The organism is Nocardia abscessus (genome assembly GCF_015477775.1).
Lineage (GTDB): Bacteria > Actinomycetota > Actinomycetes > Mycobacteriales > Mycobacteriaceae > Nocardia > Nocardia abscessus_A.
Genome location: NZ_JADLQO010000040.1, coordinates 1 through 8,347, shown reverse-complemented (window position 1 = coordinate 8,347; position 8,347 = coordinate 1). Strand labels below are relative to the sequence as shown.

The 8,347-nt window shown below is 66.8% G+C and carries 8 protein-coding genes and 1 pseudogene; 4 read left to right on the top strand and 5 right to left on the bottom strand.

The genetic code is table 11. From position 1 onward, the window contains the following. Window positions 1-126 (top strand): annotated as a pseudogene (locus IU450_RS39030) (IS481 family transposase); the annotation flags it as partial. A 104-nt stretch (window positions 127-230) separates the two neighbouring features. Beyond that, window positions 231-953 (top strand): TetR/AcrR family transcriptional regulator, encoded by a 723-nt coding sequence (locus IU450_RS39025; RefSeq protein ID WP_195154741.1) that lies wholly within the window; start codon window positions 231-233, stop codon window positions 951-953. A gap of 112 nt (window positions 954-1,065) precedes the next feature. On the opposite strand, the gene IU450_RS39020 is transcribed toward IU450_RS39025, so the two are convergent. The 3 genes from IU450_RS39020 to IU450_RS39010 form a co-directional block, all read right to left on the bottom strand. Continuing rightward, window positions 1,066-1,872: an NAD(P)H-binding protein gene (locus IU450_RS39020; protein ID WP_324197983.1), complete on the bottom strand. Its 807-nt coding sequence runs from the start codon at window positions 1,870-1,872 to the stop codon at window positions 1,066-1,068. 47 nt (window positions 1,873-1,919) lie between these two features. Beyond that, a complete protein-coding gene (locus IU450_RS39015) occupies window positions 1,920-2,792 on the bottom strand; it encodes an alpha/beta hydrolase (RefSeq protein WP_195154739.1) in 873 nt (290 codons plus the stop codon). Window positions 2,793-2,978: 186 nt separating this feature from the next. Then, window positions 2,979-3,404: a nuclear transport factor 2 family protein gene (locus IU450_RS39010; protein ID WP_228835744.1), complete on the bottom strand. Its 426-nt coding sequence runs from the start codon at window positions 3,402-3,404 to the stop codon at window positions 2,979-2,981. Between the two features lie 349 nt (window positions 3,405-3,753). On the opposite strand from IU450_RS39010, the gene IU450_RS39005 reads away from it, so the two are divergent. After that, window positions 3,754-4,974 carry an NAD(P)/FAD-dependent oxidoreductase gene (locus IU450_RS39005; protein WP_195154738.1) on the top strand — a complete coding sequence of 407 codons (1,221 nt, stop codon included), beginning with the start codon at window positions 3,754-3,756 and terminating at the stop codon, window positions 4,972-4,974. A gap of 117 nt (window positions 4,975-5,091) precedes the next feature. Here IU450_RS39005 and IU450_RS39000 read toward each other — a convergent pair whose 3' ends face one another. Both IU450_RS39000 and IU450_RS38995 read right to left on the bottom strand, forming a co-directional pair. After that, window positions 5,092-6,297 (bottom strand): glycoside hydrolase family 76 protein, encoded by a 1,206-nt coding sequence (locus tag IU450_RS39000; RefSeq protein ID WP_324197982.1) that lies wholly within the window; start codon window positions 6,295-6,297, stop codon window positions 5,092-5,094. Between the two features lie 175 nt (window positions 6,298-6,472). Then, complete coding sequence (locus IU450_RS38995) at window positions 6,473-7,063, bottom strand: TetR/AcrR family transcriptional regulator (protein ID WP_195154737.1); 591 nt, start codon at window positions 7,061-7,063, stop codon at window positions 6,473-6,475. 86 nt (window positions 7,064-7,149) lie between these two features. On the opposite strand from IU450_RS38995, the gene IU450_RS38990 reads away from it, so the two are divergent. Continuing rightward, window positions 7,150-8,163, top strand: a complete 1,014-nt coding sequence (locus IU450_RS38990) for a saccharopine dehydrogenase (protein ID WP_195154736.1) — start codon at window positions 7,150-7,152, stop codon at window positions 8,161-8,163. Window positions 8,164-8,347: the final 184 nt, after the last annotated feature.

The window sequence follows — 8,347 nt, the reverse complement described above, 5'->3', positions numbered from 1 at the left end:
ACCCACGCGCTCAGCGTCTGGAACATCCACTACAACTACCATCGACCACACTCCACCGCCGGAAACCAGCCACCAGCCAGCCGCCTCCACACCGGCGTCACCAACGTCCAGGCCTCATACATCTAGTCGGTACTGCCATAGCGGACCACCCGGAAATCGAGCCGACGATACTATTGCGTAGTATATACGCATTGCGTAGCACATACGCAATTAAAAACTGAGGAGCGAACGTGGCCGAGGAACTACCGCGCGTGGCGCGACTGCTGTGGTCGGGCACTGAGCGCTCCGGCCGTGGCCGACGGCCGGCGTTGACCGTGGATCGCATCGTCGACGCGGCCATCGTCATCGCGGACGCGGAAGGGATCGGCGCACTGTCGATGCAACGGGTCGCCACCGAACTCGGCTCGGCCACCATGTCGCTGTACCGGCATGTACCGAGCAAGGACGAACTTGTCGCGCTCATGCTCGATACGGCCATGGCCGAACGGCCCGACCTGCCCAAGGGTGATTGGCGGGCAGCCCTCGAACACTGGGCGCGCCGAACCCGCGAGATATACCTACGCCACCCCTGGATATTGGCGGTCGGTGCGAGCAATCGCTGGATGGGTCCGAACGAGGCCGCGTGGGGTGAGGCCGCGATGAGCGCTCTCCTCGATGCCGGGCTGCCACCGGATGCCATCGCCGACGTAATCTTCTCCGTCAACGCTTTCGTCGGCGGCGTCGCGCGCCTGGAGATCGACCCGGCCTTGGGCCGCGACGCAGCCGGGCACGTCGGCCCCACACTCGATCCGGAGATGATCCAGCGTTACGGGCAGCCCGAGCGGTACCCGGCGCTGATGGCCATGCTGACCGCGGGTGCCGGCGGCGACCGCGGCACGCGTGCTGTCGCCGCGGGAGTGTTCGAGTTCGGTCTCGGCAAGCTACTCGACGGCATCGCCGCCCATCTGGCCTGATTCGCCGGGCCGGACCAGTGCGGCGCGCTCGGCACCGGCGAACACAGTGGACTCGCGCCAGGCGGTGATCAGGGCCATGCACACCCTCGGGTGGAACGCCGTCATCGCGTGATCAGCGGAAGGCGTCGGAGTGGGCTGTGGCCCACTGTGCGAATGTGCGAGGCGCGCGGCCGAGGATCTGTTCCACCGTTGGGCGGACGACGGATTCGTCGATGGCCCCGTTGGCGTAGAAGTCGAAGAACGCGTCGACGTATTCGACGGGAGTGGTTTCGAGCATCTGGGCGCGGGCCTCGTCATCGGTGAGTCCCTGGCAGGTGAGGTCACGCCCGGTGGCCTCGGCCAGGATTGCCACCTGCTCGGCGGGCGTGAGCGGATCCGGCCCGGTGGGCCAGAGTATTTCACCGTGATGGCTGTTTCCGCGCAGTACGGTGGCGGCCACGGTGCCGAGGTCCTGTGGATCCAGAGCGGCGGTGCGGACCTTCGGGAACGGCACCCGGATCACATCGCCGCCGCGTATCTGCGGCAGCCAGCGCAGGGCATTGGAGGCGAAGGCGCAGGGGCGCAGGATGGTCCATGCCGTGCCGGATTCGATGGCCTCCTGCTCGGCGGCCATCATGTAGCGGGTGATGGCGTTGGAGGTGTCGCCGGTACCCGCGGAAACGCCGGAGAGTTGCACGATGTGCTCCACGCCCGCCTTCGCGGCCGCCCGCGCGACCCCCGGGTACCCGGGCAGCAGGAACAGCGCGCGCACACCCTCGAAGCTCAGCGTCTCGGGCAAGCTGAGATCGCCCGCCACTGCCTCCACACCGCGAGGCACGGTGGCACTTCGGGGATCGCGCACCAGTGCCCGCACGGGTTCTCCGGCCGCGGCCAGGGCCTGCACTACTTCCGCGCCGACATTGCCGGTCGCTCCTGTCACGAGAATCACTGCGTCGATACCTATCGCTTTCGGTGTCGGTGGATGGGTCACAGGGTCCGGTCGAAGTGCGCGGCGACGGTGTCGACGGCGACGGTGACCTGGGGTTCCTGATCGTAGAAGTCGAACTGGGTCCCCTGGGTCCAGAGCATGTCCTTCGGCCCGGCCAGTCCGGTGTGGAAGCGACGTGCGCCGTCGGGGATGGCGGCGTCCTCGCTGTGTACGAGCACGGCGGGCTGGGTGATGTGCGGGGCCAGAGCGATGGCGTCGTAGGTGAGCCAGTCGCCCCAGGACATGACGGCGAAACGGTTGGGCCAGGCCGGAATTCCACCGCGTTCCGGGTTGAGGTAGAAGTCGATGTCGTACGGCATGGCCGCGCGTTCGTCGGTGGCGCTGACCACCGGCACGTAGTCGATCTCACCGGTCTCGTCGTAGCGCGACCGCGCCTCGCGGGCGATTTCGATCTTGGCAGCGACTGCTTCGGCCCCACCGTAGACCTGCTCGCAGATGACGGCGTCGTGTAGCCACGGTGCTACCAGCGCGAGGGATTTCACCCTGAGATCGTGGGCGGCGTTGTCGGACATGTACATCGCGGCCGCGCAGATGCCAAGCGCACCCAGTCGCTCACCATCCACCGCCGGGTGTCCGGTCAGGAAGCTCACCGCATTGTGGATGTCGCGCGCCTTCCGCGCCGGGTTCTCGACATCGCGTGGTTCGCCCGCGGATTCGCCGAACCCGGTGAAGTCGAACGACAGCGCCGCGTACCCGCGCTCGGCCAGCCGCTGGGCGTAGCGGTCGGCCATCAATTCTTTGACACTCGTCCACGTCCCGGCCACCACCACGCCCGGCGCCGGGTCGCGGTCGGCGGGCAAGAACAGATTGCCGGTGAGTTCCACACCGTCGCTGTCGAATTGGACCTTCACGAAATTTGACTCGTTCTCAGGTGTATTGCAGATCGGCCCGCGTGATCAGGCCGTCGGTGATGTCGAAGCTGTAGGTGGCTGCCACTGCTACCGGGTTGAAATCGCACGAGCATTGTGGTGCCGCCGGCGCGCGGAGAGTGACCGGGCGGGGTGTAGAACACACGGCCGCGAGAGTGGCACGGGCTCTCATGGCTGCAGCCCTCGATTGCCGTCGCCCCAGACCGCCGTCATCACCACACCGCCGATCCTCCACTCGTCTCCGGAGCGCACGAGATCGAAACGGTAGGTGCCGCCCAGCGTCCACAGCGAAGCGCCCAGCGCATCGGATTTGCGGTGGGTGGCCTGGAAAGAGGCGGTGCACACCGCACTGTCGCCGTCGATGGTGACCAGGTGATTGGTGATCAGGTGCTGGGTGGCGTCGAACCCGCCCAAGGTGTCCTGCCATGCGGCGACGATCTGCGCCGGGGTGAGCATGACCGGTTCACCACCGCTCAGGCTGGTGTAGTCCAGCCGCACCTGGTCGGTGAAAACGTCGGCGAGTTGGTCCCACTCCCGGTGATCGGCATGCCAGGCCATGCGCGTGCAGGTGTCGATGACGTCCAGACGGTCCATACCGCACATCCTGCCCCACCCGCCGACCACCATCGAAACAGTAACGGGCGCATGATTCGCTACAGAAACCTGCACGCGCGCAGAGGATCACAGCTATCCACGTTCCTCGGCCCGCAGCGCTGCCTGGAAGCGAGCCGGGCCATCGTGCCGCAAACACGTCGGTGACTCGACCGTAACTGCGGTGGCGGCGGATGCGCCGAACCGGGTCTGGGCGGTCCAGCGCCGCCAGTACCGACAGCGACCGCCAGAGCCGGACTTGATGCGGATTACGCGGTGGCCGCCCTCTTCCAGCGCCCCGACCAGCAGCATCAGCGATCACGACGTCCGGCCGGAGTATTAGAATCAGCCTGTGCAGCGCGCTGCCGATCCTTCGCGTGTCGTGGTTCTCGGGTCCGGGTTCGCGGGTCTGTGGGCGGCGCTCGCGGCGGCCCGGCGACTCGACGAGCTCGGTGTGGCGATCGGAACCGTCGATGTCACGATGATCAGTTCCACGCCGTACCACGACATCCGCGTGCGCGACTATGAGACCGATCTGAGCCCATCCCGCATCCCGCTCAGCGCTCTTCTCGATCCGGTCGGAATCGAGCACATCATCGGCGAAGTGACGGCGATCGATGCGGTGGCACGGGTCGTGGAATCCACCGCGGGCGCTCACGGCTATGACCGGTTGGTGCTCGCGGTGGGCAGCCAGGTGGTCAAGCCCGACATCCCTGGCCTACGCGAGTTCGGTTTCGACATCGACACCCATGACGCAGCGACCAGGCTCCAAGCCCACCTGCGCCGGCTTACCGAGGGCCCCGCTGACCCGGCAGCCTCGACAGTAGTCGTCGTCGGGGCAGGGTTGACGGGGATCGAAGAGGCGACTGGGCTGCCCGCGATGCTCGCCGATGCCTTTGCTACGCGCGCCGTCGCACCGCGGGTCATCCTGATCGACCGCAACCCGTTCGTCGGCTCCGACATGGGCGCATCGGCGCGACCGGTCATCGAGGCGGCGCTGGCCGACACCGGGATCGAGACCAAGTTGGGCGTCGGTGTCGTCGCCATCGATGAGCGCAGCGTGACGCTCTCCTCGGGTGAAGTGGTGACCGCCGCCACCGTCGTCTGGTGTGCCGGCATGCGGGCCAACCCGCTGACCGCGGACTTCGGGGTCGACCGAGACCGGCTGGGTCGACTCCCTGTCGATGATTTTCTGCGGGTCCGCGGTGTGCCCGGGGTGTTCGCCGCCGGTGACGTCGCCGCCGCACAAATGGACGACGAGCATATGTCGGTGATGTCCTGCCAGCACAGCCGCCCGATGGGCCGATGGGCCGGATACAACGTCATCGGCGATCTTCTGGACAAGCCGATGAAGCCGTTGCGGATCCCTTGGTATGTAACGGTTCTCGATCTGGGACCGGCGGGTGCGGTGTACACCGAGGGATGGGACCGTCACGTGGTCGCGTGCGGCGACGAAGCGAAAGGCACCAAGCGCGCCATCAACACTCGGCGAATCTATCCTCCGTTGAACCGCGATCGCGACGCATTGCTGGCCGCCGCCGCGCCCGAACTGCAGGTCGCGCCCGAGCACTGACCTTCTCAGCCAGGAACTCCTGGCCAGCGACCTGCTGCGCATGGCCTACATGGCCAAGGACGGCACGCCCCGCAACATTCCGATCGCCTCTCGTGCCGCCGGCCCGCTGCGGTGGGCTCAGCGTCCAGCGGCGGTGAGTTGGTAATCCGCTTCGAGCAGCATCCATCCGCTCAGCTGTACCGAGAGATCGCGGCTCAGATTCGCCGACGAAGCGGCGGACGGGTGCGTGAGCGGGGGAGAGGTTCCTGGATACCCCGGCACCGTCGCCGCGCGGGTCCAGTCCGCACCGAACAGGGGTAGCCCGTCCACTTCGGCGCGGTGTTCCCAAGCCGCCCGCGCGGAAGCGTGCACGATATTCGCGGCGGTGGTGTCGTTCAAGGCCAGTGCGGCTTCGGCGAGATATCTGGCGAGGATACCCATGAACAGCCCGGAGTCGTCCCCGGAGGCCGCGACGATCACCCCTGCGTCCGTGAGCCGGTCCTCGGTTGAGGTAACCAGTGCTGCCACGCGCCGGTGATGGCCCGATTCGCCTGTGCGCACCGCCAGCTCGGTTTCCAGCCCGATGGCCACGCCCTGGTTGTAGGTGTGGATCGTCCGATCCACTCGTCCGCCGGGCTCATGGACACCGTCGAGGATCAGGCCGCTGTCGGTGTCGCGCAATCGGGTGTGCAAAAAATCGGCGAGTTGTCGGGCGCCGGGCAATTCACCCAATCGCGCCAGGGCGATACCGGTCGGACCGATCGCGGGGGTGTTGTAGAAATCGTCGCCGGACCGCCAAGGCACCGCACCGACGGCCGGGTTCCAGCCGTCGATCAAGGCGGCACGCAGGTCTGCGATGGCGTCGCCGAACCGGACGCCGAGCAGCCGGTCGGTGCGTTCGAGCGCCAGCACCAGCCACGACATATCGTCGTAGTACCGGTTGGTCCAGCCGGTGAGATTGCGGACCCGAATACCATTTGCGAGGGCGACGACCCGGTCGATGCGTTCGGGGGTGCGGGCGCGGTACGCGGCGTCCACCGCACAGTCGAGAAGGTGGGCCTGCCACCAGTAGCACCATCGCGCGAACGACTGATCCAGCAAGGACGCCGGCCAGACGAGCGTGCCCAGCCGCATCCGCGACTGACCCCAGAGCGTGCGCACGTGCCGCTGCACGATCGCCTGTTCCGCCAGGTCAGCCCGCTTCCTCGGCTCCTCGGGCCCAGCGGACACCTTCCGCGGGACCGTCCCTGCCTGCGTCGGCTGCGCCATTGCGGTGAGTGCGATCGAGGCTCCGGCCGCCAACAGCACACTGCGCCGGCTGACCCCGTTGTTCCGGCGATCCACCCGCTGGGACTCCCTTTTTGACTCCCTTTTACTGAACAACGATCCCCGGAGCCGGAAACCGCGCGGCTATATTCTATCCGGCAACGACCACCACGGCGTGGCAGCGATCGATGTGCAAATGCAGCACGAAATCGGGTGGTTGTGTGCGGGAGGGCTTTGCCGGATCGAGGTCGGCCTAGCGGTCGGTCTTGGTGTCGAGGGTGCCCACGATCAGGCCGGTCAGCGCGGTGACCGCGTCGGCGGCGGTTGTGCGCCCTCGGTTCAACTCGGCGGCAATCGCCTCGGCCGCACCCAGCACGCCGACGCAGCGCAGCCGAAGTGCTCGGGGCGTGAGGCTGGAGTATGGCAGCAGTGTGGCGGCCATCAAGTCTGTGTAGCTGTCGAACATCTCGTACCGGATCGCCTCCATTTCCGGATTTCCCTTCAGCGCGGCGGAAATGGCGTCGAATTCCGGCATGTCGATGGCACAGGCGAAGTATGCGGTGCTGATGACGCGAGCGATCTCGTCGGCGGCGGGTGCGGCACTCTCCAACGCCTGTGTCGTCGCGAGCCGGTGTCGTTCGTCCAGTCGCCGGTAGAGCGCGAGTAGTAGGCCGGGACGGGTGCCGAAGTGGTCGTACACGATGGGCCTGCTCACCTCGGCGGCCTCTGCGAGGCTGGGCAGGGTCAGTCCGTCGGCGCCCTGGGCGCGCACGATCGCCATCGCGGTGTCGAGCAACTGCTCTCGCCTGGCCTGCTTGGACAGGCGGGCCGGTGATGTGGTCATTGTCCTCCCTTGCGCTATCGCCCCAGTTTAGCTACAAAGTGTAGGTTACAAAATGTAGCTTAGTGGACGATCGAGAGGAAACCACAGTGGAACAGTCGAAACCGGTATTGATCATGGGCGGGTCGGGCCAGGCGGGCGCGGACACCGCCACCATCCTGCGACGGTGGCATCCCACGCTGCCGCTGACCATCGCGGGCCGCGATCTCGATCGCGCGCAGCGCGTCGCGGACGAACTCGGCGCCGCGGCAGCCGTGACCATTGATCTGCAACGCGGCGATCTCGGTCTCCCGGCTGACCACAGCTACTCGGCGGTCGTGGCGGCGCTGTGGGACAACCGCCTGAACGGGCTGCGCTATGCACAGCACCACGGGTTGCCCTATCTGAGCATCTCCAGCGGTCTGGTGGATATCGCACCGGAGGTCGTCGCGAGCGGCCAGCGGGCAGGGGCCGCGCCGATACTGGTGGCCAGCCACTATTTCGCCGGGATCCTCGTGCTCGCGGCACTGGACTGGGCCAGGGAGTTCGACCGGATCGACACCATCCGGATCGGTGCCGTACTGGACGAAACGGATACCGGCGGGCCTGCGGCGATAGCGGATCTGCAGCGCCTGGCGGCAGCCCCTGCTGCGGGACTTGTCCGCCGCGACGGCGTCTTCACCTGGGTCACCGGCCCCGAAGCGCAGGTGGGCGTGCCCAGTGTCGACGGCACTGTGCTGCCCGGCCAAATCCTCGCCATCCTCGACGTCCCGAGCCTGGCTCTCGCGACAGGCGCACCGAATGTCCTCTTCGAATTCGCGATCGGCGAAACCGCGAGCAGACGCCGCGGCGAACTCGCTTCCAGTGAGGTCAGGATCGACCTCGAAGGAATCGATCCCACGGGCGCACCGCTCAGCATGAGCCGCTACCTCGTCCACCCGGCGGGGCAGCGCCCCTTGACTGCACTCGGCGTCGCCCTCGGCGTCGAACGATTGCTGGGTCTGCGCGGCGAAGCCGTCGTGCCGGGCATCCACACCCCGGAGGCATTGCTCGACCCGGCCTACGTGGTCGAGCGGATGGTAGAGATCGGCACTGTGTTCGTCGCCGCACACGCCGACAGCTGAACGTTCTATTTGACTGTAATGACTTGTCGTGCAAATTGATTCGCGCAGACGGGATCTCCCCGTTACCTTTTTCGTGGGTACCGCGATCGGGCCCACGGTCGCCAGGCTCGGTATGACTTCTTGCCCCTGTCTTTCTCATGATCCGGGGGGTGGTGTCGCTGGGCTCTGGTGGCGTTGACGGACC

Bases quoted from the DNA above. Each gene is read 5' to 3' on its own strand.
- IU450_RS39010 (WP_228835744.1), bottom strand. From the start codon at position 3,404: ATGGACCGTCTGGACGTCATCGACACCTGCACGCGCATGGCCTGGCAT.
- IU450_RS38995 (WP_195154737.1), bottom strand. From the start codon at position 7,063: ATGACCACATCACCGGCCCGCCTGTCCAAGCAGGCCAGGCGAGAGCAG.